This window comes from Actinoallomurus bryophytorum (genome assembly GCF_006716425.1).
Classification (GTDB): Bacteria; Actinomycetota; Actinomycetes; order Streptosporangiales; family Streptosporangiaceae; genus Actinoallomurus; species Actinoallomurus bryophytorum.
In genome coordinates this window covers 3482804-3507673 of the sequence record NZ_VFOZ01000001.1, presented here as the reverse complement: position 1 = coordinate 3507673, position 24870 = coordinate 3482804, and the positions used below count along the sequence as shown (strand labels likewise).

Here is a 24870-nt window from a genome sequence, read left to right as displayed (position 1 = left end):
ACCGCTCGTAAGAACGCAGGACGCGCAGTTGCCGATGTGTCGGCTCGGCCGAAACCATTTCCTGTGCGCCCGGCAGCGTGCGTGCCACCGCGACGAGCGGTGTCGAGACGACGAGTACAGCGCTGATACCTAGGACAGGGCTCCACAGTAAAGCTGGAGCGGCCAATTTGGTCCAGAGACTCCAGGCCTGTGACCTAGCCTGGTTCACCGAATCCATCCGCTGACCTCCAAAGGGTACGTGTGAGCCTTTCTTCGCATCAGCAGATACCCCGTGCCGTACGCCGTGTATCATCACCTCTTTTCGCCGCAAGGCTCACCATCGGGATTTTGATACGACGCCAATGGCATAAAGTAAAAGGATGGTTATTCGATCACCCTATCGACCCCATGATCACCGCACGTGGAGTGCAAGGGGAACAATGTAATTTCATCGTCTCAGCCACAAGAATCCGCAGTACAGGACGGGATAGACGTCTGCGACCGTATTCATGGCAGGTGAATGGGAGAGATCGGGATTTGCCACCGTCTGGACCCACGGTCTCACAAGGTCTCCCGCCGCCCCGAAAACAAAAAAGGCGACCTCCCGGTCACCGATGTCACCGATATTCGGCCGCCGTACACCGCCGGTCCGTCCGGGACCACACGGGCCCTTCTCCCGTACTCACGGAAAAGGCGCCCACGTGCGGCCCCGAAAAAAGGGTGTCCGCCCGCCCGGCGCCCCCGGACGGACGGACAGATGGTTCAGCCGACGCCGGCGAACTGCCCGATCGTCAACTTCAGCCGAGAAGGCCTGCGGCCCCGAGCGAACGGTAGGCACCGTGGTGCCCGAGCCGTCCACTGGAGGCCGTGCCCTCACACGCCGCCGTGGCGACGCCGCCGAGCGCACCCGCGTTGCCGCAGATCCGGACCGGCATGCGCACCGGCGCCTTGACCTGGTTACCGCTGAGCACACCGAAGTCGCCGGAGGTGCTCATGTCGGCGTCGGAAGCGTCGGGAGCCTCGATCGGGGCCGCCATCGGTGCTTCCGCCGGAGCCGCTGCCGGTGCTTCCACCGGAGCGGCGACCGGTGCGGCGACCGGAGCGGCCGGCGGGGCGATGGCCGGAGCCTCAGGCCGGGCCGGGACCGGGCTGCCCGGGGCACCGACAGAGGTGGCCGGAGCGCCGATCCTCGGGCTCGGTGACTCTTCGGCCACCGGTGCGGCCGGAGCGGCCGCGGGCGGCGCCCAGGCGGGTGCCGCCTGTGCGGGATCGCCGAGCGTGGCCTGGCCCTTGCAAGAGGCCGTGCCGATGCCGTTCGCGCTCGAGATGGCGTTGCCGCAGATGTCCATCTGCGGGGCCATCGCGTCCGGGTCGTCGTCGGTACTGATGTGCGCGAGCCTGGCCCCCATCGGGATCCCCGAGCTCAGCAGGTTGACGTGGTTACCGAACAGGCCGATCGGGGCGATGATCGGAATGTGGATCTGCTCGCCACCGAGGATGCTGTGGTCACCAGTCGTGTCGTCCGCGTTGGCGACGCCGGTGCCGGCCGCCGTGATGGCGGCCGCGACCAGCGCTACGCGCGCGGCGCGAACGGTCCATTTGTGCATGTCTCCCCCAAGGGTGTTGATTTTTTCACTGGTGGTTCGGGAGGTTCTCGCCCGACCGGTGCGGTGATTCTCTGTTCGCACACTGTTCGGGCGTTCAACCGGCGATGTGGATCACCGCTCGGAGTTCTCGTGGGGAATGGGGCCTTGCCACGGAAGTTGCCGGTACACCCTCAGCGGCGGCACCGACAGAAGGCGGGCAAGCCGGGCCAAAGACCCCTATCGCCGTCGCGTGAGAAGTTATTTCCTCGGCATGGGCGGGCGAACCGAGAATCGCCCGAGTCGCGGTGACAATCGCGTGAGCGATGGAGAGGAGGTCGAGGTTTCGGCGGCGAATCACACGGACGACGAGAGATGTCGTCCGCACCTTCAGCTTTTGCCGCTTCACACACCCTCCATGTGGCCGGTGATCTCAGAAACGTCGAACCTCGATGCTGATTGAGCGCAACATTAACACCGCCTCCCCCGAGGCCCGAGCCACCGCATCGCCCCACGTAAAGCACCCTCCGACCTGCGACGGGATTTAAAAAGATCACGCCCGGAGCGGTCCATGCGCCGGCCACCCGGGGCAAACGGCGAGCAATGATCCATCTGATACGGGGTTGCAATATTTGAGGCTCTCATTACATACGCCGCGAGCATGAGAAGGCCGAAGCATGCCGGCCAGTATCGGATATTTAGCTTATTCGGCGGAAGCGGCGGCCCTATTCCCTAATGCCGCCAAGGAGGGAAAGACCCTCGTCGCCGATCGCCCATCCGGGCCCCGGCATGCGATGAAGGTCGCGATACGCGATGCTTGTCCCCATGCGCGACCTGACGCTTCTGCCCAAAGCGCATCTGCACGTCCATCTGGAGAGCACCATCCGGTGGGCGACGTTGCGGGAGATCGGCGCCGCTACCGGCCTGCAGGTCCCGGCACCGCCGGACGGGCCGCTGGTCTTCGACGGGTTCCGCGACTTCGCCGACCACAACTCCCTCGTACGGGCCGCACTGCGCCGGCCGGAGGACTTCCGGCGGATCGCGGTGGAGTTCTGCGCGGACGAGGCCGCCCAGGGCACGCGCTACGCCGAGGTCACGTTCACGGCGGCCTCGCACGGCGAACGGCTCGGAGATCTCGACATGCCGCTGGAGGTCGTGCTGGACGGCCTGGCCGAAGGACAGGACACCTATGGCATCGAGTGCCGGGTGATCCTGGACCATTCCCGGCGACGTTCGGTCGAGCGCGCCCGCCGGACCCTCGAACTGGCCACCAAGCATGCCCCGGACGGCGTCGTCGGCATCGGCCTGGCGGGCGAGGAGTCCCATCCGCTCACGCCGTTCGCCTCGGTGCTGGACGCCGCGCACGACGCCGGCCTGCATCTCATCCACCACGCCGGGGAGACCTGCGGCCCTGACAGCATCCGCGAGGCGATCGGCGTCGGACGCGCCGAGCGCCTGGGTCACGGCATCCGCGTCCTGGACGACGTCGACCTCGTCGCCGAGGTGCGCGAGCGTGCCATCCCGCTGGAGGTCTGCCCGTCCTCGAACGTGACGCTGGGGCTCGCCGGCTCCTTCCGTACGCATCCGCTGCCGCGCCTGCGCGATGCCGGGCTGCCCGTCACCGTGAACACCGACATCCCGTCGATCGCCGGGACCTCCCTGAGCGAGGAGTACGCCCGCGTCCGCGAGGCGTTCGGTTACGACGACGAGACCCTCGCGGACCTGTCACGGACGGCCGTCGACGCGTCCTTCGCCCCGGCCGCGACCAAGGAGCGCCTGCACCGGGAGACGGACGCCTGGCTGGACGCGGGCGGTGACGTCGTCTAACGCGCGTCGGTGCGGAAGACGAGAACGCGTTCGATCGGCACCGTGAGGCGTACGACCTCACCGGCCACGACCCGCTCCAGCGCGCGAAAGCAGATGACGGCGCCGTCCTCGGTCACGCCCTCGGCCGCGATCTCGCCGCCACGGAACTCCGCCACCTCGACGCGCACGCGTACGGTGTTGCCGCCCGTACTCCCGCCTCCGCTGCCGGCGACACGGATGTCCTCCGGCCGGATCGCGACCATGGCCGGCCCCCTGGTGACCTCGTCCTGGGCGACGCCGACGAGGCGCAGACCGGACCGCCCGACGATGATCCGGCTGCCCTCCTGCGAGACGACGGGCAGCTCGAACAGGTTGCGGTAGCCCATGAACTCGGCGACGTACGGGCTGGCGGGACGGTTGTAGAGCTCGTCCGGCGTGCCGATCTGCTGGACCCGGCCCTGGTTGAGGATCACGATCCGGTCGGCGAGTGCCAGCGCCTCCTCCTGATCGTGGGTGACATAGACGGTCGTCAGGTGGAGAGTCTGGTGCAGACGCCGGATCTCCCTGCGCATCTGCAGCCGCAGCTTCGGGTCCAGGTTCGACAGTGGCTCGTCCATCAGGAACAGCCTCGGCCGGATGACGATCGCACGGGCGATCGCGACCCGTTGCTGCTGGCCGCCGGAGAGCTGGCCCGGCAGCCTTGCCGCCTTGTCGGTCAGCTCGACGAGTTCGAGCGCTTCGTCGACACGGCGGCGTACCTCGTCCTTGGGCAGGCGCCGGATCGTGAGGCCGAACGCGACGTTGGCCCGGACGGTCATGTGCGGAAATAATGCGTAATTCTGGAAGACGAATCCGAAGCCGCGCTCCTCGGGCGGGATGCCGTCGATGCGCTCCTCGTCCAGCCAGATCGCGCCGTCGGTCAGGGGCAGCAGGCCCGCCAGGCAGCTCAGCGCGGTCGACTTGCCGCAGCCGGAGGGCCCCAGCAGAGCCAGGAACTCGCCGCCGACGATCGAGAGGTTCAGGTCGCTGACCGCGACCGTCGTGCCGAAATGGCGGCTCACGCCTTCCATCCGCAACGTACCGAACCGGCTTCGTGCCCGGCCGGGAAGCACGGCCTGGTGACCGGCACGCCTGTCCGGGCGAGGGGCCGGGCGCCCTTCACGAGTAGGGTCCTGCGCCAGCCGGCTTCGCCGGAGGGATGCCATCAACACCTCCAGGTCAGCGTGGCTCCGGGAACCCACGGACCGGTGGAAGCAAAAGGGGGGACAAGGAAGGAGAGCCCGTCAGAGATCGTCTGGCGCGGCCACTCGGGCAAAGGCTAGAGAGATCGCGTAGCCATGGTCAATCGAAACGGCGGACCGATATGAGTCCGTACGCGAGGCGTAAGTTGGTGCCGAGGCGGGCCGGTTCCGGCGACCACGACGACCGGAGACGCCCACATCCGCGCGGGAGGGTGCATGACGATCGAGACGGCCGAATTCGGGCGTAGCGGCCACGCGAGCACACGGGTGATCTTCGGTGCGGCGGCTCTCGCCGAGGTCCCCCAGCGGGTCGCCGACGAGACCTTCGACGTTCTGCTCGAGTACGGCGTCAACCACATCGACGTCGCCGCCGGGTACGGCGAGGCCGAGGTGCGGCTCAAACCGCTGCTGGCACGCGAGCCGGAGCGGTTCTTCCTGGCCACGAAGACCGGGGAGCGCCGGGCGACCGCCGCCCGCGAGGAGCTTCATCGTTCACTGGAGCGCATGGGGGTCGACCACGTCGACCTGCTGCAGCTGCACAACCTGGCCGACCCCATCGAGTGGGACATCGCCCTCAGCCCCGGCGGCGCCATTGAGGCGGCGATCGAGGCGCGGTCGCAGGGCCTCGTCCGCCACATCGGGGTGACCGGCCACGGCACGCAGATCGCCGCCACTCATCGGCGCAGCCTCGAGCGGTTCGACTTCGACTCGGTGCTGCTGCCCTACAACTACGTGACGATGCGGAACCCCTACTACGCCGACAACTTCGAGGCGCTCTACGCGACCTGCCAGGAGCGGCGGGTCGCGGTGCAGACCATCAAGTCGATCGCGCTGCGCCACTGGCGCGACCGGCCGCACAGCCGGTCGACCTGGTACGAGCCGCTCCAGCAGAAGGACGACATCGACCTGGCGGTCTGGTGGGCGCTGAGCCGCCCCGGGGTCTTCGTCAACAGCGTCGGCGACGTCGGCCTGCTGCCCCGCGTGCTCGACGCCGCGTCCCGCTACACCACGGGCCCGGACGACGCGACGATGAACGCATTGGCGGAACGCTCCGCCGCCGAGCCGCTCTTCGTCTGAGCCCTCAGGCGGGTGACATGACCTCGTAGAGGTTGCGGGCCGCGTCGACGAAGAACAGGCCGCGGGGGCACAGCGGATGGTCGATGCGGCCGTTGGCGGGCGTGGCGGGGCCGTTGCCGAACGGCACGTCCAGGTCGCGGACGCGGGCGAGGATCCGGTCGAAGGTGCCCGGGTCGACGTCGAACGCGAGGTGATGCCCTGACGGGTCGTCGACCGCCATGAAGTCCAGCGTCAGCTCGTCGTTGACCTTGACCGGCGCGAAGTGGCCGTGTGAGCCGGCGGGCGGCAGGCACTCCAGGCCCATGACGGCCGCGAAGAAACGCGCGGCCTCTTGATGGTCCACCGCCGTGACGATCGTGTGGTTGAGGGTGATGGTCACTTTTCCTCCGTTGTCAGGGCGCCGTGCAGGAAGACCTGGACGAGAAGCTCGGAGCTGAGCCCTCCCGCCCCGTCGAAGCGCGGGCGGGTGAACAGCAGGCCCAGAAAGATCGCGGCCGCGTCCTCGGCGTCCAGTCGCAGGTAGTCCTCGCCGGGTTCGAACAGCTCCGCGACGGCCGCGCGGATCGCCGCCATCGACTCCTCACGGCTGTCGGCCCGCGGCCGGTCCGTCTCGTCACCCCGCCGCGGCTCGTCACCCGGCCGCGGCCGGCGCCGGTGCCCGGACGCGTGGAGCGCGCCGGCCATCGCGCCCATGCGGGCCAGGTACGCACCCAGCGCGTCGGCGGCCTCGACCAGGCGCGCGTCCAGCGGCTGGTCGAGCGGGATCGCGGCGATCTCCCGTACGGCGTGGTCGGGCCGGACCGCCTCGGCCATGCAGGCGCCCAGCAGCTCTTCCTTGTCGGCGAACGCACGGAAGATCGTGGCCTCGCCGATACCCGCCGAACGGGCGATCTGGCTGGTGGTCACGGCGGCACCGTACTCGGCGACCAGCGGCAACGCCGCAGCCACGATCATGGCCCGCCGCTGTTCGGTGGACATCCCCGGCGCTCGCCGCCGGGTGGTGGGTTCTGTCATGCCCCGAGAGAGTACGGAGTGATGACTCACTCCGTCAAGGGTGGAGTGAGTCATCACTCCGGTCGATGCCCCGCCATCACCTAATCCCCTACTCCTCCAGGTCCCCGGCCTCCCAGGTCCCAGCCCCCACGTACGCGGGAGCCGGACGGTTTGATGGCCATACCTCCCGGTACTGTGCCCGGGACGAAGAAGGCCGCAGGTGAGTTGCTTGATCGTGTCTGTCGCGTGATCGCGAGCTTCCTGCCCATCTGGCTGTTGGCGGCCGTCGGCTACCTCACCGGACGTACGCGCATCCTGGGCGACCAGGGGGAGCTCGTACTCGGCCGGTTCGTGTTCCACATCGCCATGCCGGCGTCGCTGTTCGCGACACTGAGCGGCGCGAAGCCGGATCGGTTCTCCGGATGGGCGATCGGCACGTTCGCCGCGGGCACGGTGTCGACCTGCCTCATCGGCTTCGCCGCGAGCCGCTGGGTGTTCGGCCGCGACCTCGGCGACCAGGCGATCAGCGGAATGGCGGCCGGCTACGTCAACTCGGCCAACCTCGGCATTCCGGTGGCCGTTCAGCTTCTGGGAGACACGTCGTTCATCGTCTCGGTGATGCTGTTCCAGGTCCTGATCGTGACCCCGGTGGTGCTGACCGTGATCGACGTTCACAACGGAGAGGGCCGCCGGATCCGAGTCCGCGATCTCCTGCTGCTCCCGGCGCGCAACCCGATCATCGTCGCGTGCGTGCTCGGTGTGGCCGTGGACGGGCTCGGATGGCGGCTGCCCCAGCAGGTGCTCGATCCGTGCCGGCTGCTCGGCGCGGCGGCGGTCCCGGCGGCGCTGGTCACGCTGGGCATGTCACTGCACGGCCGTACGGCCGAGGCCGGGCCGCGCTCACGCGGCGAGGTCGGCGTGGCGGTGCTGCTCAAGATCGTGATCCAGCCGTGCGTGGCGTTCGTACTCGGCCGGTACGCCGTGCACCTGTCGCGGAACGACCTGCTGGCCGTCGTGGTGTGTTCGGCGTTGCCCACCGCGCAGAACGTCTTCATCTTCGCCCGGGAGTACGGTCTGCGGACCGCGCTCGTACGCAATGCGATCGTCGCGTCGAGCGCCCTGTCGATGCTTTCGCTCCTGCTGGCGACGTGGCTGCTCGGACCGCACGGACACGGAAACTAGCCACTTGAGGACAGTCGCGCGATGCGGCCACCGACAACGCACGGCTGCATATAGGTTGAACGTTAAACGATGGAGAGACTCACTCCGGGAGATGTTCCCTCGTGACCGACGACCCTTCGCCCAGTCTGCAGTCGTCCGCCGAGATCGACACCACGGTCTCGCAGTCGGCGAGGGTCTGGGACTACTGGCTTGGCGGCAAGGACAACTACCCGGTCGACCGCGAGGTCGGTGACCGGATCGCCGCGATGTTCCCCGACATCGTCGAGCACGCCCGCATGGACCGGGTGTTCCTGGGCCGCGCCGTTCGTTACCTGGCGGGGGAGGCCGAGGTCCGGCAGTTCCTCGACATCGGCACCGGACTGCCCACGGTCGACAACACCCACGAGGTCGCGCAGCGTGTGGCGCCCGAGTCCCGGATCGTCTACGTCGACAACGACCCGCTCGTGTTAGCGCACGCCCGTGCCCTGCTGACCAGCACCCCCGAGGGCGCCACCGACTACATCGACATCGACATGCACGACCCCCGCGAGATCGTCAAAGCCGCGGCACGGACGCTCGACCTCACCAAGCCGATCGCCGTCACGATGCTCGGGGTCCTGTGGCACATCGTGGACGACGACGAGGCACAGGCCGTCATCGACCAGTACATGGACGCCCTGCCCTCGGGCAGCTACCTGGCGATCGCGCATCCCACGATCGAGGTCACCGGCGAGCGAATGCTCGAGGCCATCCGATACTGGAACGAGTTCGGCACGCCGCCGGGAACCCACCGCACGCCAGGGCAGCTCGCCGCGTTCTTCCACCGTCTCGAACTCGTCGAGCCCGGCGTGGTCTCGTGTACGCGGTGGCGGCCGGAGGCCACACCCTTCGGCGAGCCCGCCGAGATGGACCTGTTCTGCGCCGTAGGCCGGAAACCGTAATCCCCCCGCTCGGGCATCTTCCCGCGCAGAACCAGTCGAGAGGCAGCACCCGAGTGAACACGGGCGGTCATACGCCGGGAGTCAAAATGGATGACGCGGGGGACGTACCACCAGAGGGCGCGATCCTGTACGAGAGACCGGCAGGCCCGACGGCCACCCGCATGGTGCTCGGCGCCCTGCTCCGCCGGCTGCGCGAGTCCCACGGAATCTCCCGCGAACAGGCGGGAGAGGTGATCCGCGCGTCCCAGTCGAAGATCAGCCGCCTGGAGCTGGGACGGACCGGCTTCAAGCTGCGCGATGTGGTCGACCTCTACAAGCTCTACGGCGTCACCGACCAGGCCGAGATCGATACCCTCCTCGGCCTGGCCAAGCAGGCGAACTCCCCTGGCTGGTGGCACGCGTACGGTGATCTCGTGCCCGGCTGGTTCGAGCCGTACCTCGGTCTCGAACAGGCCGCCGGCATCATCCGCACGTACGAGGTCCAGTTCATCCCCGGCCTCCTCCAGACCGCTGAGTACGCACGCGCCGTCATCGCCCTCGCCCACTCCCCGGCGGCGCAGGTCGAACGCCGCGTCGAACTCCGGATGCGCCGCCAGGAGATCCTGCAGCGCGCGCAACCGCCGTACCTCTGGGTCGTGATCGACGAGGCGGCACTACGACGCCCGATCGGCGGGGCGGCCGTCATGTTCGCCCAGTTGCAGCACCTGATCGAACTATGCGACCTGCCGAACGTGACGATCCAGCTGATGCCGTTCCACGCCGCGGGCCACGCGGCCGCCGGGGGACCGGTCACCCTCCTGCGCCTGCCCGAACCCGAACTCCCCGACGTGGTCTACCTCGAGCAGCTCACCAGCGCGCTCTACCCGGACCGGCGCGACGACATCGACTACTACCGCGACATCATGAACCGCCTCGCGACGCAGGCCGACCCTCCGACCGTCACCAAGGAAACCCTGCACCACATCCTCAAGCAGCTTTGAGCCGCTATCGCCGGCGTCCCTACACCGGCCCGGCCGACCTGCGGCTGATGCAGTCGCTCGCCCAGAGACGGTGGTCGCCGGCAAGCCGATGGCACGCCGGCGAACTCGTCTGGCTCCGGTTCCAGCACGTGGGGCGGGAGACCGACGGGGAGACGTCGCTGTGGATGGAGGAAGAACAGATCGTCGCGTGGGCCTGGGCGCGGCCACCCGGCCACCTCGACCTGCAACTCGATCCCGCCCACATCGGCCTCGCCGGGGAGATCCTGCGATGGTTCGACGACGTGGCCCACGGCGGAGTCCGCACCGTGACGCTGCTGGACGCCGAGACGGAGCTCATCGAGGCGCTGCGCCGCCATGGTTATGAGGAACAGACCGCTGGGCCGTTCTTCCTTCATCTGCGACGCGGCCTGGAAGGGCTGCCAGAGCCGGTCGTCCCAGCCGGATACACATTGCGTCCGATACGCGGCGAGGACGACGCCGATGCTCGCGCTCGCGTTCACCGTGCCGCGTTCTCGCTGCCGAACCTGCCGCCTTCCATGGTCACCGCCGACAGCTACCTCCAGGTCATGCGCGCCTGGCCCTACCGTGCGGAGCTGGACTGGCTCATCGAGGCACCCGGCGGCGCGGCCGTGTCGTTCTGCCTGGTGTGGCTTGATGATCACAACCGCGTCGGTGTCCTCGAACCGGTGGGTACCGCTCCGGATCATCGCCGCCTCGGCCTCGCCACCGCCGCGACGCTCGCCGCGCTCCACGCCGTACGCGGGCTCGGAGCCGAATACGCCCGCGTCTGTGCCCGTGGGGACGACGCCTACCCCTCGGCTCGCGCGACCTACCAAGCCATGGGATTCCGCCGTTTCGCGCGGAACCTGACCTTCGTGCGTGAGCCCTAACGATCGGCTCCCGTGGTGCCTTCGCGGAAGGAGTCGGTGACGTAGGCGTCGAGGTCGGGGTGCTCGGGGGTGAGGACGTGGCGTACCCAGGCGTTACGTTCGTGGACGAGTGGGGGGAGTTCGAAGACGCAGCCGATCAGGGTCGGTCGCAGGGGGACGAAGTTCGTCGGGTCGTCGTCCGGGCAGCCCAGGACGTGCTGACCGGCCGCGGCGGCGCGGAAGTGCAGGGCGTTGTCCCACGCCCATGTGTACGCGTTGAGGTAGGCGCCGTCGTCGTTCCCGCGGTGGAGCACGATGAAGGCGGCCGGTGGCGTACCGTCCGGTTCGGGCAGTAGGTCCGGCAGGATCGCGTACGCGGCCTTCTCCACCTCGGGCTCGATTTCCGGCCGGGTCGGCGGTCACGTGGTAGCGCTTGATCCGGTAGCCGGCCACCTCGATCGGTGGTGGCACCCGCAGCAGTTTCTCCTCAAAAGGCATGGCTGGACCGTAGGCCCGCTCCACTGTCATCTTGTGTCAGTGAAGTCGAGCCGTCTGCTGTCGATCCTCCTGCTGCTCCAGACCCGGGGACGGATGACCGCCGCCCGGCTCGCCGAGGAGCTGGAAGTATCGGTACGCACGGTGTACCGCGACATCGAGTCGCTGCACGCCGCGGGCGTCCCCCTGTACGGCGAGGCCGGCCACGCCGGCGGCTACCAACTGCTCGACGGCTACCGCACCCGGCTCACCGGGCTCAGCGTGCCCGAGGCCGAGGCGCTGTTCCTGTCGGGCGTCCCCGGGCCCGCCTCCGAGCTCGGCCTCGGCTCCGCGCTGGCGGCGGCCCAGCTCAAGCTGCGCGCGGCGCTCCCGCCCGACCTGCGCGTTCAGGCCGACCGGATGCGCGGGCGGTTCCACCTGGACGCGCCCGGCTGGTACGCGCCGGACGACGACGTACGCCACCTGCCGCAGGTCGCCGACGCGGTATGGCACGGCAGGGTGCTCGATGTGCGCTACCGCCGGTGGAAGGCGCCCACCGACGTCGACCGGCGGCTGGAGCCGTACGGCCTCGTCCTCAAGGCGGGCCGCTGGTACGTCGTCGCGGGCCCGGGACCGCGTACTTACCGGGTCGACCAGATCCTCGACGTGACCGTACGGGAGGAGGAGTTCGCCCCTCCGGACGGCTTCGACCTCGCGGCGTACTGGCGCGACTACCAGGCGGACTTCCACGCCCGGCTGTACGGCGGCGAGGCGGTGGTCCGGCTGGCCCCGGACGCCGCCGCCCGCCTCACCGGGGCCGCCCGTCAGGCCCTCGCCGACACCGGTGTCACCGAGTCCGACGGCTGGGTACGCGCCGTGCTCCCCATCGAGTCCCTCGACCACGCCCACCGCACGTTCCTCGCCTTGGGCACGGACATCGAGATCGTAGAGCCCCCGGAGTTGCGCGCCCGCCTCACCGAGACCGCGCGCGCCCTCGCGGCCCGCTACGCGGCGGGCTGAGGCCCCGGCCGGAAGCCGCTGGCCAGGGGCCTGAAAAAAGTTTGAGAACCCGTGCAACCAAAGTGCCCACTTATGCGTATTCACCCGACGCAAGGCTTATCAGGAGAGTCGGAGCAGATGTTCTCGAACGTGGGCACCCAGGTGGCGGCGGCGCAGCAAGACGGGCGTCGTTCCGCCGCGAAAGCCGTACCTGGCCGTGCCCTCGTACGCAGCCGGCGGAGGCCCCGCCCGTTTAAGGCGCGGACGGGCGGCAGACGGCCTCCGTCCGGCTTCGTACACGACCAGAGCCAGCATCGACCGACTCGACGTTTTTTCCGTACTGGAACCATCATCGAGGAGACAGAACCGTGCGCTTGAAGCATCTGACCACATACGTAGCGATCGCCGGAGCCCTCACCGCCCCGGTCATCATCGCGGCGAATGCCTCCGCGACCACGGGGGGTGTCTCCTCGGCCTACGGTCTGTCCGCGACCGGCCTGATCAACCTGCCGGCACTCCCCGCCGTCTCCTCCGTGGCGGGCCCCAAGGACAAGAGCCTCGTCGAGCTGCCGCCCAACCCCCTGGTGAAGCTGAAGGTTCTGCACACCTCCGCGACGGCCGGCCGCTCACGGGCCAGCGTCGTCGACCTGAAGGTTGCGAAGGCTGCGCTGTCGGCCCACCTGATCACGGCCAAGTGCGTCGATGGTCAGGGTTCGTCCCACCTGGTCAAGGCTTCCATCGGTGGCCACAAGTTGGCCGTCGACGCGGCGCCGAACAGTGCCGTCAACATCCCGGTCCAGGGCCTCGGGGCGGTCTCGGTGGTCCTGAACAAGCAGGTCCACAACGCCGATGGCAGCCTGACCGTCACCGCGATCGAGGTCAAGCTCGGCCTCGTGGGCGGCAAGGGCCAGGCGATCGACATCTCCTCCGCCACCTGCGCCGCCGCCGGTGACGCCACCCCGCCGAACATGCCCGGCAGCCCGACGCCGGCCCCGAGCACCAACCCGCCCGGTGAGGCTCCCGCACCGACCCCGGTCCCCAGCGACCTCCCGGTCACCGGCTGACGCCTGACCGCCTGAGCGCGGTGACGTACGCGGCTCCGCACCGAGCCCGTACGTCACCGCGTTTTTTCGTCCCGGCGCCAGACCTTGAGGGTGTTGTCCGTACGGGTGACCGGGCGCCCGGCGGGGTCGTTCTGGATCCGCTCGTGTTCCTCACAGACCTGCACCTCCCACTCCTCGTCCGGGAGGTCGAGGTCTTCCAGTACCTCCTGCGGGGTGGGCAGGTGCACGCCGGGGTGAGGGTCGTCCTCCCAGGGCGGGAACCCCGCGTGCCCGACGACGAGAAGCACCCCGCCCGGTGCGACGGCACCGGCCGCCGTACGCAGGATCTTCTCTCGCGGCATGTCCCCGGGGGAATGCAGGAAATGCGCGGACACCAGGTCGAACCTCCCCGCGGGGAATGACGTCCCGAGGTCGTGCCGCTGCCAGTCGATGCGGTCGGCGACCTCGGCCGCGTTACGTGCGGCGCGTTCGAGGGCGACGCCGGAGATGTCGACCGCGGTGACACGCCATCCCCGCCGGGCGAGCCAGATCGCGTCGGCCCCCTCGCCGCAGCCGAGGTCGAGGGCCCGTCCCGGCACCATGTCCTCGACCTGACGGACCAGGACGGTGTTGGGGTTCCCGCTCCAGATCCGGTCGCTCTCGCGGTAACGGTCGTCCCAGAGCTCCTGCTCGGTCATCCGCGCCCCTCCCTGTAGGTCTCGACCGCACGGCGGGTCTCCTCGGCGATCAGGTCGCCGTTGATCGCGGCACCGGCCCGTACGCCCGCGGCGGCCGCGGCGATGACCTGGTCCATCACGCTGGCGACGTTGCCGGCCACCCACACGCCGGGCACCTCGGTCGCGCCGGTCGGGTCGGCGGCGACGTAGCTGCCGATCACCTGTCCGCCCATCTCCTGCTCGGTCGTCGTCAGTCCCAGGCCGGTGAGTACGCCGGCGCGGGCGGTGAGGCGGGTGGCGACCGTCAGGGCCTGGCACGGGATGACCCGGCCGTCGTCGAGGCGTACGCCGGTGAGCCGGTCTTCCGTCACTTCCAGCCCTGCGACCCGTGTGTCGACCACCGCGATGTCGCGGGCGGCCAGTTGCTCGTACTCCTCCTCGCTCGGCTCGGGCGCGGTGTGCCGGAAGAGGGTCACGTTCTTGCTCCACTGCCGCCAGAGCAGGGCCTGGTGGATCGCCCGGGGTCCGGTGGCGAGAACGGCGATCGCCTGGTCGCGTACCTCCCAGCCGTGACAGTACGGGCAGTGCAGCACGTCGCGGCCCCATCGCTCCGCCAGGCCCGGCACGTCCGGCAGTTCGTCGACGAGACCGGTGGTCACCAGGAGACGGTCCGCCTCGACGTCGGTTCCGTCGCCGAGGACGACGCGGAAGCCGCCGGCGTCCGCGGGCTCGGCCGACACGACCTCGCCTTCGACGATCTCGCCGCCGTAGCCGGTCACCTCCGTACGGCCCGTGGCCAGCAGCTGCGCGGGCGGGACACCCTCGCTGCCGAGGTAGGTGTGGACGTGGCCCGCCGGAGCGTTGCGCGGACGGCCGGCGTCGATCACCAGAACCGATCGCCGTGCTCTCCCCAGGGTCAGTGCGCCGCTGAGTCCGGCGGCCCCACCGCCGACGACCACGACGTCATAGCGTCTTGTCTGTGTAGTCATGCGCAGATGGTGTGCCGGCCCTTGGCGATTTGACAAAGTTTGTTGCCGAGGCGGCAAATAGGGACATGGCAGACCTCGCGCGTGTCCTGACCGCCGTCGGCCCACGGCTGCGGGCGCTACGCCGGGAGCGCGGCACGACGCTGGCCCGGCTGAGCGAGGAGACGGGGATCTCCGTCAGCACCCTGTCGCGGCTGGAGTCCGGCCGGCGCAAGCCGACGCTCGAACTCCTGCTGCCCCTGGCGGAGGCCCACGGCGTGCAGCTGGACGAGCTGGTCGGCGCGCCGGCGACCGGCGATCCCCGCGTCCACCTGCGCTCCTTCACCCGCGACGGCATGACCTTCCTGCCGCTGACCCGGCAGCTCGGCGGGCTGCGCGCGTACAAGCAGATCCTCCCCGTGACGGGCGGCTGCCCACCCGAGCAGCGGGTGCACGAGGGCTATGAGTGGCTCTACGTCCTGTCCGGCCGCCTGCGTCTGCTGCTGGGTGACAACGACCTCGTGCTGACCTCCGGCGAGGCCGCGGAGTTCGACACCCGCATCCCGCACGCCTTCGCCAACGCCGGCTCCGAACCGGTGGAGTACCTCTCGCTCTTCGGCCCCCAGGGCGAGCGGCTGCACGTAAGCGCCCGCCCTGCCCGCGGGTAGTCCTCACCGCCTGTGGCCGACGCCCGTACGATGGCGGCTTGTGGACCGGAGCGCCTTCACGCGGCGGGTGATCTGATGCGCGGTGGCTCGGTCTCGGCCGCACGAGCCGCCGAGATCGAATCGGTCATCGACCGCGTCACTCGCTGGGCCTCAGGCCGCGGCGACGTCGCCGGCCTGCTCCTGGTCGGATCGTGCGCCCGTGGCGCCGCGCGCCCGTCCTCCGACGTCGACTTCGTGTTGCTCACCACCGCCCCGTACGCCGTCGCCTCGGCCGCTGGGTCCGCCATCGGCGAGCCGACGCTCACCCGGTCGTGGGGTCCCATCACCGAGCGGCGCTTCGTCACCCCGGTCGATCCCGGCACACTCCGGGTGGTCACCGATGGCGCTTGCTCGCTGTACGACCCGGCCGGCCTGCTGGCAGCCTTGCTGGGGGCGGCGGGGTGAACGTCCGCGCTCGCCCGTTCCCGCCCTGTGATCCGCCGTCGAGGGGCGTCAGGGGCTCTCGTGAGCCCGGCTTCGCGCCTGGTCGCGCAGCACGCCGGCGACGTTCGGTGGCGTGTAGTTCTGCGACTTCGCGACCTTTCCGTCTTGTCGCAGGAGCACCCGGCCGTCGTCGTCGAGCTTGGTCATGTTCGACCGGTGCACCTCGGCGAGCACGGCGTCCAGGTCGATGCCGTAGGTGATCGCCGAGCCGTAGGCGACGTAGACGATGTCGGCCAGCGCGTCGGCGATGCCGACGATGTCGCGCTGCTCGGTCGCGGTGGCGAACTCCTCGACCTCCTCGGCGAGCAGCCGAACCCGCAGAGCCGCGAGCTCGGCGGGTATGTCCGCGGTCGGCTCATCGCTGCGCGGGAGGCCGAAGGTCGCGTGGAATGCCGCGACCGCGTGCGCGATGTTCGTCTTGTCTGACGGCATGGGCCAACGCTGCCACAGAGTCCTGGTGGTCTCTGACGACGGCCGGGGTACGTTCGGCGGCTCCGGCCACGTCGGCGTACCCCGGCGTCGTCCGACCATGGACTCAGCCGCAGGCGCGGGCCGTCGTGCCGCTGCCGTGGTTGACCGTGCCGGTGCCGGTGATCACCGTGGCGGTACCCCAGGCGCAGACGCCGGGGGCGTAGAGCATGTTGCCCCAGTGGTGCCCGCCGTTGCCGGCGCTGTAGCTGAAGAGCGCCGACCTTCCGTCATCGGTATAGACGTTGGCGGAGCCGTAGCCGTAGGTGGGCACCCTGACCTCGGTCCAGTTGGTCTTGCAGCCGGGCGACCAGTAGAGATAGGCGGTGCCCAGCGCGTCGCCGAGCTGGTTCGTGATGTAGGAGCTCTTGACGGAGTAGGCGCCGCTGTTACAGCCGGTGCTGTACGGGTCCTTGCCATCGAGCGAGGCCGCACTCGCGGGCAGAGACGTCAGGACGACGGTCGATGCCGCGGCTGCCGCCGCCGCGATTACTCGGGTCTTCACGTGTGATTCTCCCCTTACGTTCCAGGAGCCCGGCAGAGCGAACGCTGCCAAGATCACCAACTGGCTCGAAACCTACGTGGGGGAGAAAGTGCCTGATAGAGGAGGATGACTGAGCTGAGAAACGCGCAGACTCGGGAGGACTGAGTCATCCGACTCAGCACGTTCACGCGCCTGTTCGACGCGGGCCGCGCTCCTCCAGGACATGGTCGGCCGTCACCTCGCCGATCTGCGGGCGTCAGTCCCGCTTGCCGTAGAGGTGGAGGGTGAGCGGCGCGCACACTCCGGTGATGACGGCGGTCGCGATGAGGGACCAGGCGACGGCTCCGCCGGTGCCGCTGGTGTTGTTCATGAGATCCCTGGCCGCGGTAGCGACGTGGCTGATCGGGTTGACGTCGACGAAGGCCTGGAGCCAGCCGGGCATGGTCCGGGGCTGGACGAAGACGTTACTGGCGAACGAGAGCGGAATCAGTACGACGTTGGCGATGGCCATGAAGACGGCCGAGTCCGGCACGAGCAGGGCGACCGCGGCCCACAGCCAGGACAGGGAGAGCGCGAAGGCGACGACCACGGCCACCCCGGCGAGCACGCCCGGGGCGCCGCCTTCGGGCCGATAGCCCATGACCAGCCCGAGGACCACCACGATGGTGGAGGCGAACAGGTAACGGCCGGCATCGCTGAGGAGGCCGCCGAGCACGAAGGCGCCGCGCCAGATGGACAGGGAGCGGAAGCGGTCGAAGGCCCCGCTCGTCACGTCCTGGGCGAGACGGGCGCCGCCGTACATGGTGATGATGGTGATCGTCATGCTCAACGTGCCGGGCAGGAGGAACTCCAGGTACGTGCCGGACGAGCCGCTGATGGCGCCGCCGAAGAGGTAGGTGAACAGCACGGTGAACAGGACCGGCATGGCGGCCGACTCCACCAGCTGTTTGGGGTCGTGTTTGATCTTGAGCACGGCCCGCCGGCCGAAGGTCGCGGAGGCGGCGAGCGCCCCGGGACGGCGACGTGGCGGGCCTGCCGTGAGGAGTATGTCGATCTGGTAGGCCCCCGCCGGGGCGGGGCGCGTGATGGCGGCCGGGATGGTCATGCGTTCACGTCCTCCTGGTCGGTGGTGGCCGGGCCGGCCGCGTGGCCGGTCAGGGCGAGGAAGGCTTCGTCGAGGCTGGGCTGGCCGAGAGTGAACTCCGCGACACCCACCCGGGCCTCGGCGAGCCGGGTCATGGCGTGCCCGACCAGCCGGCCCACGTCGGTCGCGCCGGCCGGGGTGGCGAGCAGCATGGACAGGGCGAGCGGGTCGGCGGCGAGATGGACCGTCCCCTCCAGGGCGCCGGCCAGGACCTGCTGGGCTTGCGTACGCTGCTCGCCGTCGAGGAGCCGGACGTGCAGGGCGCCCGATCCGACCTGGGCCTTGAGCTGGGCGCTCGTACCCTCGGCCACGATCCGGCCGTGGTCGATGACGGCGATCTGCTCGGCGAGCTGGTCGGCCTCTTCGAGGTACTGGGTGGTGAGCAGCACCGTGGTACCGGCCGCGGCGATCTGACGGACCAGCTCCCACACGTGACCACGGCTGCGCGGGTCCAGCCCGGTGGTCGGCTCGTCGAGGAACAGCAGGTCGGGGGTCACGATCAGGCTGGCCCCGATGTCGAGCCTTCGGCGCATCCCGCCCGAGTAGCCGCCCACCGGGCGGCCGGCCGAGCCGGTCAGGTCGAAGGCGGCGAGCAGGGCATCGGCGCGCTGTCTGCTGCCGGCCCGTGACAGGCCATGGAGCCGGCCGAGGATCGTGAGGTTCTCGTGCCCCGTCAGGTCCTCGTCGAGGGAGGCGACCTGGCCGGTCACCGCCATCCGGGCCCGAATCGCGTCCGCCTCGCTCATCACGTCGTGGCCGAGGACACGGGCCGTACCGCCGTCGGGCCGGGTCAAGGTGGCCAGGATACGGATCATGGTGGTCTTGCCCGCCCCGTTGGGGCCGAGGAACCCCAACACCTGACCGCGCCGGACCGTGAGGTCGATCCCGTCCAGTGCCCGGTTCTTGCCGTAGAGCTTGACCAGGCCGTGCGCCTCGATCGCCGGGTGGTCCCTGTCCATGCCGTTCTTTGACATGCCGTAAGATTTAACTATCTCTTACGGCATGTCAAGGTTATGCCTGAACGGGTATCTTCTCTGTGATGGTTGATACGCCCGACACCGCCATGCCGCCCCGCCCACGGCGATCCGACGCTCGACGCAGCATCGACGCCATCCTCAACGCGGCCCGCATCGTGTTCGGCGAGCGCTTCGACGCGAGCATGGAGGAGATCGCCACCGGGGCCGACGTCACCCGCCAGACGGTCTACGCCCACTTTCCGTCACGTGACGCCCTCGTTGCCGCCCTCATCGAGGCCGCAGCAGCCGAGTACATCGCCGCGCTCGACGCCGCCGGCCTCGACACCGCCCCACCCGCCGAGGCGCTGGCCCAGTTCCACCACATCGGCTGGCGGCTCATCCGCCGCTACCCCCTCCTGCTCAATCACGGCGCGATCCGGATCCGGCCCGACAATGACCCTCACGAGCTCGTACCTCCGCGGCTCGAGCGGCTCATCCGGCGAGGCCAGCGCACGGGCGACTTCGATCCGTCACTCGACGCCGCCTGGCTCGTCGCCGCAGTCATCGGACTCCAGCACGCGGCAGCAGGAGAAGTCACCGCCGGGCGCCTCACTGCCGGTCGGGCAGCGGCTCTGTGCCTGGAAAGCACACTGCGCCTCTGCGGCACGCGCGGCGAGCCATCCGCGTACGGGTGACGGCCCGCGCGTTTATCCACCCATTCGCCGGCAAGTGCGGATGATCTCGCCTGAACGGCATCCGACGGCGGGAAACCGCGCGGCCGTATACTGCGGTGGACGGATACGGAGGCTGGTACCCGGGCACCAGGGGGCCCGATGGGCGTCGATGACCGTTCGTTGAGTGGTGTGCTCATCCGTGACCACAATCACATCACGAACCTGCTCGTACGGCTGGTGACACCTGGCGAAAACCGCCGCCAGCTCGCCGACGAGCTGATCGGCCAGTTGATGCGGCACATGGTTGCCGAAGAGCTTTTTCTGTATCCGGCAATCCACAAGATTTTGCCTGAAGGCACCGTCGATGCCGCTCGCCACCACGACGTGGACGGCAGGGTCGAGCAGATCCTGGTCGGCCTGAGCGAGGCCGAACCGGCCAGCCACGCCTTCGACGCACTGATCACCCGACTCATCGCCGAGGGACGCCGGTCGGTCCTCGACGAAGAGCTCGATGTGCTGCCCCGCCTGGCCAAGCACGGCGACAAACGGACGCTGATCGAGCTCGGCGACATGGTCAACGCGTTCAAGGACATCGCCGTGGTCGAGAAGACGTGCGGCGCGGGACTCGCCATCCGAGTGGGCGACTGGGTCGTCCATCGCTGGGAACGGTCCCAGCCGCCTGCACCGAGCTGACCGCGGACGCGTCTAGAAGCTGAAGCTCATGAACGCCCCGTATCCGCCCTCAGCCGCCTCGGCGAAGAATGTGACCAGCTCCGCGTAGGAGCGCTCAAGCCAGTCCAGTTGGCCCCCGGCATCGAGCCTCCACATGTTGGGGTACACCTCCTCCGCCGTCATCCGCTCCGGGGCGTAGTGGGCCGCCAGCTGCTCCCATGGTGTCGCCCGCAGCTGCCGCGCGACGCTCTCGATCTGTTCCGGAGACCACGTGAACAGGGTGCCGTCCTCCGAGATCTGGAAGCCGTCCATCAGGAACTCGAGATCCACGTCCGTCTTGTCGAGCAGGAACTGGAGACCGGCCCAGGCCTTGTCCGGGCCACCGTGGGGACGATTTGGGAAGTCATTGGCGGAGTACAGCTCGTAGATGTATTCATCGGCCCAACTCGGATCGTTCTCGGCTTTGTCCAGCTCCTCGGCTGTCGCGCTGATGAACCCAATGCTCACGCCCATGGGAGGCTCCTTTGTTACCGCTTGGTCGACCATTTACTGCGACGGCGAGTGTTCCATACGACGCCGACAACCTTCGCCGAATGGCGCTGGTCCGGAACTGCGCTACGCCGCTATTGGAGTTCGGGGTCCGCCGTACGGCTTGGTGGCACCAGACTGGGCCGATGCGGCCAGAGGAGATTCACGGCATTGCTGCGGCGCTTGGCAGCGCTGTGCTGGGAACATCAAGGTTGGCGGGCGGCTTCTCGCATGAGACGTGCCTGCTAACGCTGACCGATGGCCAGGTCGTCGTACGGCTCGGTGGCGCGGCCCCGGCCGTCGAAGCCGCGGTCATGGCGGCGGCTTCTCGGCATGTACCCGTCCCGCAGACGCTGCTCGTCATGGCGTCCGGCGATGGTGCTCGCCCGGCCATGGTCCTGGAGTACGTGGCGGGGACGCCGCTCAGCCGTGTGCTTTCCGGCCTTGAGTTCAGCGAGGGGTCCCTGGCTGATCTCGGCGCCGAGGTGGGGCGTGTCGTGGCGGGAATCGGCGCGGTGACGTTCGAGCGCCGAGGGTTCTTCGCCGACGAGAATCTATCCGTCAACAAGGAACGCCCATGGTCCGGTTCCGTAGCGGATTCCGCGATCAGATCGGTGGCCCGCTGTGCGGCCGAGTCAGTTGTCGGCTCGGTGGCCGACTCCGTGATCGGACGCATCAGTACGTCGGACTGCTCTACCCGCCACCATCATCGCGATATTTGATCCTTCAAATTGCTTTTTCGATAAGTGTCCGCTTAATATCAGCCGTGCACGTTATATCAAAGAATGTGCCGTCATCAGCGCCAGCCTCAGAGCGAAAAATCGCTAAGTTTTCGGACCGATATTCGGGATCCCTCCAGGATAGCCATTTGATTCCTGAAATGTTATTCCCAAATACAAAGTGAGCAAAACTCTGACTAACAATATAGGATGGCCTACCCGAGATCAACTTTTGCCGACAAAGGATACTATTAATCAAGCCGCCGCTTGTCGGATTTCGATAAGAAGTCAAGTCCAGTACTACAAGAGGATCTCTGACATTAAGCGTCGCCAGCCTTCGCTCTTTGATTTCAAAACGACCACTAGAACGCCCAATAACCTCAATAGCGGCGCCTAACTCAGAGGTCGATAGATAGCACGTTCCGGCATCACCGACAGGGAAGTCAAAACGGTGATCCCCTTCACCACAGAACCAGCCAGGGATCCCAGGCTCACTGACGGCGGAAGATATCCCAGACAAGGGCCACCGGCGCGGGTAAATTCTATAGAGTGGCATCTGGGGTTTTAGGGTGGTAAGCGGAAAGGCCGCAAGGTCTATTTCTCTCCAAAGATTCACACTATTCAACGCTCCTCAGTCGACTTCCATGTCTTGCAGAAGAGCAAATTAAAATGGCTTACTCTTAACTGGAGTATAGTCTCTCCAAAAATCGTCGATATGGGCGCGAATTTTATCAGCAGCCAACCACAGCTCGACTAGCCGGGGAATTCGATCGTTAGCTCCTGCAATCAAAGAGCGATTTTCTTGTAGACTGCGAAATTCCGAGTCGAATGGAAATCCTGTAGGGTCGCAGACCTTCAACCCGGCTTCGGTTGCAATAAGAGCCCCGCTATGCAAATCAATTTCTCCGATCCGATACCCAACTATCCCATCAAGATCACCCCGTGCCAGCATTATCCAGGCCATGAGAGGAGCCCAAAGCCTCAAAACTCGGGTCGCTTCTCTATCAAGAATCAGCTTGAGAGCAACGGCCGTCGAATCCTGGGGACTCACTCCGTACCCCTGGCTCCAAGCAAGTACTTCTCGGCTACCAACGCGTGAGCGCCGTTTCAGCGGGAGATCTCGCCCTAGATACGCACCTTGGCCACGAACTGCTGACCAAGTTCGCCTAGAAACTGGATCGTGAACAACCGATACTACAGGAAGGCTGCCCTTACACAGGCTCAGACCGACCGTATATATTGCCAGGCCAAGTGCAATGTTATTGGTTCCATCCAATGGATCGACTAACCAGCTCCACTGGCCGACGCCTGGCAGCACTCCGGCTTCCTCAGAGATGATTTGATGATCCGGGTAAGCATTCCTCAGTTGCTTGAAAATTAGTTCTTCGGCAGCATAATCGAGTTCTGTAACCAAATCACGATCGCTCTTCGGCCATACATGAAAGCGCCGTTCTGCTTTCGATCGAAGGAGGTCTCCTGCTGCTTCAGCCACACCGATAGCCACCCTGCGAGCTTCCTGGAGGAATGTAGGCATATTGGTGCAGTCTCCTCGCAAGTAGGTCAACGGTCGATCCCCAAGGTTCGCGCTGCGATCTTAATATCTGTAGGCCCACCGAGTTGCCTAGTTACCTTGTGTGACTGTATGCACTTATCAGCTAAGCTTAACTCTGGAGTTAGGTTTTGGTTCTCTGCCATAACGAGCGTGGCCGCTTCACCGAGTGCGGTCGTAGTATGGAAGAATCCGGAGCTTAGGTCATAAAATTGCCCGCTCGCTATGCGTTCCGACCCAACGAGTCTCCAGTTAACCAGTTGGTCTGTTGGACACACCTCGTCACCTCCGTCACCAGAACGCACGGTACATACCCGATGAGTGGGGTTAACCAGGTCAGGGACGATCGAAATGAGGTCATTCCTCAGTGCGCCTGCCACTACATAGCTGATCAGATCCCAACTGTGGGCATGAATTTGCGAAGTGGTTGATGGTCTCATTTGTAACTGGTCTGACCACACGTGGAGACAAATCCCAAACGTTGCCGTCCGATGCATCGGAAAGCACAAAAACCCCAGTGGGTGTCGCACGGGAACGGCGCCCGACCTTATAAACTCCCGACCAGCTTCTCTCAGTACAAAACCAGAGTCACGGGCTAATATAAGCTCGCGAACTCTTATAGCCTTATATGTAGGGATTCTGAGCATGGATTGCCTTAGTAATAATGTCAGCTATAAGGTCATGCGAGACAACCAGGGGAACACCGATAGCTTTAAATAAATCAACGGCTTCGCCGACCGTAGGCTCGCTGCTTAGGCGGATCTGTTTTGCGGCATCCAGCTGAACGTGCCTGGCCTGCTCGAAGCTGGTTCTCAACTCAGTCTCATACGAGGAATAGAGGAGGCCCTCCTGCGGAACGACCATCGCAAACCCATCATCCTGGGTGATAACTAGCCGACTATCCGATAGATCGTATCTGAAGATGCCCATCGTGCCGACGAGTCCTACTTTAATGTCTAGCAATGTATAATCGGCCTGGTACCAACAAGCCGCAAGCAGTGTTGCATATGACTCGAGCTGGGTCCGTTGGGTAGTCCAGACCTGACCAGTTCCATCAGGAAGAGGGGAAACCGAACTTCGAAAGCGAGCATAGCGCTCGCAAACATCTTCGTTTGTAGGGTCGAGGATTTCCAAGCGGACATGAAGTGGGCGTCGTTCCCGCCTTGCGGACTTAATAAGGCCGGGCAGCGTTACAGCTCTGATGTACGTTCCCGTACCTCCACGGAAAAGCCATCTTCCACTACTTTCACGTGCTTGCGTGTGCTCGCTCGCCACTTGCTCGGCGGTTGTGAGTATGTGCGTGAGCGATTGACTGGCTAGAGCTACCTGCACTTGTTCCAGGATTGATTTAACTTGCTCTATTTCAGTTGCAGCGCTTGTGAAGTTCTGCAAAACAGAAACGGTCCGCTCTATTGCATCGCTTCGACGCCACCGATCGCGAAGAATTGAGATCGACAAAATTCCCAATGTAACAAGTATGGCATTCTGGGTCACGGATGCCGAGGTTACAGAAGTCAGACCAAGAACACCGGCAATAATCGAAATTGTCAAAGCTAGGACGGTGTCTGCCTCGCCGAGAATCTTGGCCAACTTTCTCAAACGACACCTCTCCTACTAGTACCTCCAGCAAGTGTACGTCTTGAATGAATAACTCTCTACCCACAGCAGATCTGAACGACCGTCCCCAAAGGAGACAGACCTAAAGACTAAAATCGGTCCGCCCGTTGAAGTTTCCAA

28 protein-coding genes are annotated in these 24870 nt (G+C 66.7%); 13 read left to right on the top strand and 15 right to left on the bottom strand.

The annotated features are described in order from the left end of the window. Positions 1-776 precede the first annotated feature (776 nt). Positions 777-1586 (bottom strand): chaplin, encoded by an 810-nt coding sequence (locus tag FB559_RS45535; protein WP_141956433.1) that lies wholly within the window; start codon positions 1584-1586, stop codon positions 777-779. 801 nt (positions 1587-2387) lie between these two features. On the opposite strand from FB559_RS45535, the gene add reads away from it, so the two are divergent. After that, positions 2388-3389, top strand: a complete 1002-nt coding sequence (add, locus tag FB559_RS16450) for an adenosine deaminase (protein ID WP_141956432.1) — start codon at positions 2388-2390, stop codon at positions 3387-3389. On the opposite strand, the gene FB559_RS16445 is transcribed toward add, so the two are convergent. Continuing rightward, positions 3386-4429, bottom strand: coding sequence for an ABC transporter ATP-binding protein (locus FB559_RS16445; RefSeq protein ID WP_221640051.1), 1044 nt, complete (start codon positions 4427-4429; stop codon positions 3386-3388). The genes add and FB559_RS16445 overlap by 4 nt on opposite strands. A gap of 396 nt (positions 4430-4825) precedes the next feature. Here FB559_RS16445 and FB559_RS16440 point away from each other — a divergent pair, with 396 nt between their 5' ends. Next, on the top strand, positions 4826-5686 hold the full coding sequence (locus FB559_RS16440; RefSeq protein ID WP_141956430.1) for an aldo/keto reductase: 861 nt from the start codon (positions 4826-4828) through the stop codon (positions 5684-5686). Between the two features lie 4 nt (positions 5687-5690). Here FB559_RS16440 and FB559_RS16435 read toward each other — a convergent pair whose 3' ends face one another. Together FB559_RS16435 and FB559_RS16430 are read right to left on the bottom strand one after the other, a co-directional pair. Next, a complete protein-coding gene (locus FB559_RS16435) occupies positions 5691-6065 on the bottom strand; it encodes a VOC family protein (RefSeq protein ID WP_141956429.1) in 375 nt (124 codons plus the stop codon). Continuing rightward, complete coding sequence (locus FB559_RS16430; protein WP_246121653.1) at positions 6062-6700, bottom strand: TetR/AcrR family transcriptional regulator; 639 nt, start codon at positions 6698-6700, stop codon at positions 6062-6064. Before FB559_RS16430 ends, FB559_RS16435 begins: the two co-directional genes overlap by 4 nt. A 225-nt stretch (positions 6701-6925) precedes the next feature. Between FB559_RS16430 and FB559_RS16425 the strand changes: the two genes are divergently transcribed. The 4 genes from FB559_RS16425 (at position 6926) to FB559_RS16410 (ending at position 10651) form a co-directional block, all read left to right on the top strand. Then, the gene (locus FB559_RS16425) at positions 6926-7861 is read left to right on the top strand and encodes an AEC family transporter (RefSeq protein WP_221640050.1); all 936 of its coding nucleotides are present in this window, start codon (positions 6926-6928) and stop codon (positions 7859-7861) included. 101 nt (positions 7862-7962) lie between these two features. Next, the gene (locus FB559_RS16420; RefSeq protein WP_141956427.1) at positions 7963-8781 is read left to right on the top strand and encodes an SAM-dependent methyltransferase; all 819 of its coding nucleotides are present in this window, start codon (positions 7963-7965) and stop codon (positions 8779-8781) included. An 86-nt stretch (positions 8782-8867) separates the two neighbouring features. Then, the gene (locus FB559_RS16415; RefSeq protein WP_141956426.1) at positions 8868-9761 is read left to right on the top strand and encodes a helix-turn-helix domain-containing protein; all 894 of its coding nucleotides are present in this window, start codon (positions 8868-8870) and stop codon (positions 9759-9761) included. Further along, entirely contained in the window at positions 9758-10651 is an 894-nt protein-coding gene (locus tag FB559_RS16410) for a GNAT family N-acetyltransferase (RefSeq protein ID WP_141956425.1), read from the top strand. The genes FB559_RS16415 and FB559_RS16410 overlap by 4 nt, the downstream gene beginning before the upstream one ends. On the opposite strand, the gene FB559_RS16405 is transcribed toward FB559_RS16410, so the two are convergent. Next, a complete protein-coding gene (locus FB559_RS16405; protein ID WP_221640049.1) occupies positions 10648-11019 on the bottom strand; it encodes a hypothetical protein in 372 nt (123 codons plus the stop codon). The two genes, FB559_RS16410 and FB559_RS16405, sit on opposite strands and share 4 nt — an antisense overlap. Positions 11020-11167: 148 nt before the next feature. Between FB559_RS16405 and FB559_RS16400 the strand changes: the two genes are divergently transcribed. Continuing rightward, complete coding sequence (locus FB559_RS16400; RefSeq protein ID WP_141956424.1) at positions 11168-12124, top strand: helix-turn-helix transcriptional regulator; 957 nt, start codon at positions 11168-11170, stop codon at positions 12122-12124. 347 nt (positions 12125-12471) lie between these two features. Continuing rightward, complete coding sequence (locus FB559_RS16395; RefSeq protein ID WP_141956423.1) at positions 12472-13167, top strand: choice-of-anchor P family protein; 696 nt, start codon at positions 12472-12474, stop codon at positions 13165-13167. A gap of 53 nt (positions 13168-13220) precedes the next feature. Here the strand turns inward: FB559_RS16395 and FB559_RS16390 are convergent, their stop codons facing one another. Then, positions 13221-13844 carry a class I SAM-dependent methyltransferase gene (locus tag FB559_RS16390; protein WP_141956422.1) on the bottom strand — a complete coding sequence of 208 codons (624 nt, stop codon included), beginning with the start codon at positions 13842-13844 and terminating at the stop codon, positions 13221-13223. Next, complete coding sequence (locus tag FB559_RS16385) at positions 13841-14812, bottom strand: NAD(P)/FAD-dependent oxidoreductase (RefSeq protein ID WP_141956421.1); 972 nt, start codon at positions 14810-14812, stop codon at positions 13841-13843. Before FB559_RS16385 ends, FB559_RS16390 begins: the two co-directional genes overlap by 4 nt. A gap of 65 nt (positions 14813-14877) precedes the next feature. On the opposite strand from FB559_RS16385, the gene FB559_RS16380 reads away from it, so the two are divergent. Both FB559_RS16380 and FB559_RS16375 read left to right on the top strand, forming a co-directional pair. Next, positions 14878-15456, top strand: coding sequence for a helix-turn-helix domain-containing protein (locus tag FB559_RS16380; RefSeq protein WP_141956420.1), 579 nt, complete (start codon positions 14878-14880; stop codon positions 15454-15456). A 75-nt stretch (positions 15457-15531) separates the two neighbouring features. After that, entirely contained in the window at positions 15532-15900 is a 369-nt protein-coding gene (locus tag FB559_RS16375) for a nucleotidyltransferase domain-containing protein (RefSeq protein WP_141956419.1), read from the top strand. 48 nt (positions 15901-15948) lie between these two features. Here FB559_RS16375 and FB559_RS16370 read toward each other — a convergent pair whose 3' ends face one another. The 4 genes from FB559_RS16370 to FB559_RS16355 all read right to left on the bottom strand — a co-directional run bounded on the left by FB559_RS16370 (position 15949) and on the right by FB559_RS16355 (position 19009). Further along, positions 15949-16371, bottom strand: a complete 423-nt coding sequence (locus tag FB559_RS16370; RefSeq protein ID WP_141956418.1) for a pyrophosphohydrolase domain-containing protein — start codon at positions 16369-16371, stop codon at positions 15949-15951. Between the two features lie 103 nt (positions 16372-16474). Beyond that, positions 16475-16912 carry a DUF2690 domain-containing protein gene (locus FB559_RS16365; protein ID WP_185792251.1) on the bottom strand — a complete coding sequence of 146 codons (438 nt, stop codon included), beginning with the start codon at positions 16910-16912 and terminating at the stop codon, positions 16475-16477. A 235-nt stretch (positions 16913-17147) separates the two neighbouring features. After that, positions 17148-17996: an ABC transporter permease gene (locus FB559_RS16360; RefSeq protein ID WP_141956416.1), complete on the bottom strand. Its 849-nt coding sequence runs from the start codon at positions 17994-17996 to the stop codon at positions 17148-17150. Further along, positions 17993-19009, bottom strand: a complete 1017-nt coding sequence (locus FB559_RS16355) for an ATP-binding cassette domain-containing protein (protein ID WP_246121651.1) — start codon at positions 19007-19009, stop codon at positions 17993-17995. Before FB559_RS16355 ends, FB559_RS16360 begins: the two co-directional genes overlap by 4 nt. A gap of 65 nt (positions 19010-19074) precedes the next feature. Here FB559_RS16355 and FB559_RS16350 point away from each other — a divergent pair, with 65 nt between their 5' ends. After that, on the top strand, positions 19075-19686 hold the full coding sequence (locus FB559_RS16350) for a TetR/AcrR family transcriptional regulator (protein ID WP_141956415.1): 612 nt from the start codon (positions 19075-19077) through the stop codon (positions 19684-19686). 138 nt (positions 19687-19824) lie between these two features. Further along, a complete protein-coding gene (locus tag FB559_RS16345; protein WP_141956414.1) occupies positions 19825-20358 on the top strand; it encodes a hemerythrin domain-containing protein in 534 nt (177 codons plus the stop codon). Between the two features lie 12 nt (positions 20359-20370). On the opposite strand, the gene FB559_RS16340 is transcribed toward FB559_RS16345, so the two are convergent. Next, positions 20371-20850 (bottom strand): YfbM family protein, encoded by a 480-nt coding sequence (locus tag FB559_RS16340; RefSeq protein WP_141956413.1) that lies wholly within the window; start codon positions 20848-20850, stop codon positions 20371-20373. Between the two features lie 161 nt (positions 20851-21011). Here FB559_RS16340 and FB559_RS16335 point away from each other — a divergent pair, with 161 nt between their 5' ends. Continuing rightward, the gene (locus FB559_RS16335; protein WP_185792250.1) at positions 21012-21587 is read left to right on the top strand and encodes a phosphotransferase; all 576 of its coding nucleotides are present in this window, start codon (positions 21012-21014) and stop codon (positions 21585-21587) included. 4 nt (positions 21588-21591) lie between these two features. On the opposite strand, the gene FB559_RS16330 is transcribed toward FB559_RS16335, so the two are convergent. The 3 genes from FB559_RS16330 to FB559_RS16320 form a co-directional block, all read right to left on the bottom strand. Next, positions 21592-22200: an RES family NAD+ phosphorylase gene (locus tag FB559_RS16330; protein WP_141956411.1), complete on the bottom strand. Its 609-nt coding sequence runs from the start codon at positions 22198-22200 to the stop codon at positions 21592-21594. Positions 22201-22248: 48 nt separating this feature from the next. Continuing rightward, positions 22249-23118 carry an inositol monophosphatase family protein gene (locus tag FB559_RS16325; RefSeq protein ID WP_141956410.1) on the bottom strand — a complete coding sequence of 290 codons (870 nt, stop codon included), beginning with the start codon at positions 23116-23118 and terminating at the stop codon, positions 22249-22251. Positions 23119-23757: 639 nt separating this feature from the next. Continuing rightward, positions 23758-24723 (bottom strand): hypothetical protein, encoded by a 966-nt coding sequence (locus FB559_RS16320; RefSeq protein ID WP_141956409.1) that lies wholly within the window; start codon positions 24721-24723, stop codon positions 23758-23760. Positions 24724-24870: the final 147 nt, after the last annotated feature.